1 protein-coding gene is annotated in these 284 nt (G+C 36.3%); it reads right to left on the reverse strand.

Going from position 1 to position 284, the window contains the following annotated elements; genetic code table 11:
- Positions 1–58: 58 nt before the first annotated feature.
- Positions 59–284, reverse strand: a 226-nt coding sequence (locus M901_RS07895) for a hypothetical protein (protein WP_034721306.1), incomplete at its 5' end; no start/stop codon positions are given.

A 284-nucleotide genomic window follows, 5' to 3' on the forward strand; every position in this document is an offset into this window, starting at 1 on the left:
AAAGAAAAAGAGGGACTTACGTCCCTCTTCTTTAGATATGTAAATTTAAATACTTAGCTTAGAAATCCCAGTCATCATCTGAAGCACGATTAACTTCAATCTTCATGACCCCTTCTCTCACTTGACCATCTTTATAATGGAAAGTTGCATCTCCTACAAAACGTAGATCGTAGTAGTCCATAACACTCATTCCAAGCTTAGTCTTAACAGTGTAGAGATCAGTAACCATCTCAAACTCAAGAACCTTTGCTCCCGATTCACCTTTATAGAATTTTAAGTTCTTA

Source organism: Bacteriovorax sp. DB6_IX (genome assembly GCF_000447775.1).
GTDB lineage: Bacteria > Bdellovibrionota > Bacteriovoracia > Bacteriovoracales > Bacteriovoracaceae > Halobacteriovorax_A.